Source organism: Microbulbifer harenosus, from assembly GCF_005771435.1.
Classification (GTDB): Bacteria; Pseudomonadota; Gammaproteobacteria; order Pseudomonadales; family Cellvibrionaceae; genus Microbulbifer; species Microbulbifer harenosus.
This window is the reverse complement of record NZ_VANI01000047.1, coordinates 1-1169: the sequence shown is the minus strand read 5'-3', so window position 1 is coordinate 1169 and position 1169 is coordinate 1. Positions and strand designations below refer to the sequence as shown.

Sequence of the window (1169 nt, the reverse complement as noted above, 5' to 3'; positions counted from 1 at the left end):
GACATAACACAGCAACAATGTGACGCTATTGCAATGAAATTAAATAGCCGTCCCAGAAAGCGGTTCGGCTACAAAACACCAGAGGAAATGTACCATGGAAGATAATCGTCATTGTCGCGGTTCAAACTTGATACTAGGCGCGGCTGGCTACCAAGGTTGATTTGCATAGTACCCCTCATGACCATACATATAAGAAGAATTCAAATTCCTTACCATCCTTCATATGTGATTTGCCAAGAAAATAAATGTGAGAAGCCGTTTTTCCATAGAATAATTTATGTTTCTCAACCCTAGCGATGAAAATTTTACTTCCGCGCGGCAAGGTACCTATAGTCTCACCGAATGGACAATTGCTTCTTTCGTGTATGTTATAGATCAATTCATCTTCTATAGATGTGCCTGCCTCTGTTTTAAGAGGCGATTCCCTACAGACGAGAACCTGCTTCTTTAAAGTGATCTCACGATTTACAAACTCAGAAAATTCACTGTTTTTTGAGACGTTGTAAATTGACGTGCACCCGCCAATTAAAAAAAACATTGGAATTGCACGGATCAAATTATTCATAGCGTATAACGCCCAGCGCAGGCGCAGCCAGCGCGGAGCACCTTTTGTGTTAATGTTTGAGCGACAGCGAGTAACACAAAAGGTGCGTAGCGTTGGCTGTCGCTCTGCCGCTGTTTGTTATGCCGCGGGCTCCCCTACGAAGTTAAGCTCTACCCCATTACCGGCGGGATCTGAAAGGAAAAGTTGCACTTGATCCATTTCAGAGACTATCGATTGCTTGTACTCAATACCTTTTGAATCTAACCGTTTTTTGGCCGACGGAAGCCCAGTTACTCGGAATGCGAAATGATCGAAATATGTATTTGAGCCAGACCTATTAACTTCAGACACAGTTAAGTGAATGATTGCTTTATCTGAAGCATAAAGCCAGTACCCTGCGCGGCTGAAATTGGGTCGGCTACCTACTTTCAGGCCCAAAATCTCTTCGTAAAATTCCCGAACCTCCTCAATGAGATTCTCTGGCCCGGAAATATTTAGATGATCAATATTTTCTACTTTCATTGCTTCATGGCATAACGCCTTGCTCAGCGGCGGCTTACTTTTTGCACATTTTGTGCGAAATTGGGAGCGCAGCGACCGCACAAAATGTGTATAAAGTAAGACG

Annotated in this window: 2 protein-coding genes and 1 pseudogene; 1 reads left to right on the top strand and 2 read right to left on the bottom strand. The window is 43.4% G+C overall.

All coding sequences use genetic code 11. The features are described from left to right. Nucleotides 1-105, top strand: a pseudogene (locus tag FDY93_RS19990) (IS30 family transposase); the annotation flags it as partial. Nucleotides 106-175: 70 nt separating this feature from the next. Here the strand turns inward: FDY93_RS19990 and FDY93_RS19240 are convergent. Both FDY93_RS19240 and FDY93_RS19235 read right to left on the bottom strand, forming a co-directional pair. Further along, nucleotides 176-565, bottom strand: coding sequence for a hypothetical protein (locus tag FDY93_RS19240; RefSeq protein ID WP_138237380.1), 390 nt, complete (start codon nt 563-565; stop codon nt 176-178). Between the two features lie 117 nt (nt 566-682). After that, nucleotides 683-1169 (bottom strand): VOC family protein (locus FDY93_RS19235; RefSeq protein ID WP_220446266.1); only part of this gene is annotated, 487 nt, incomplete at its 5' end.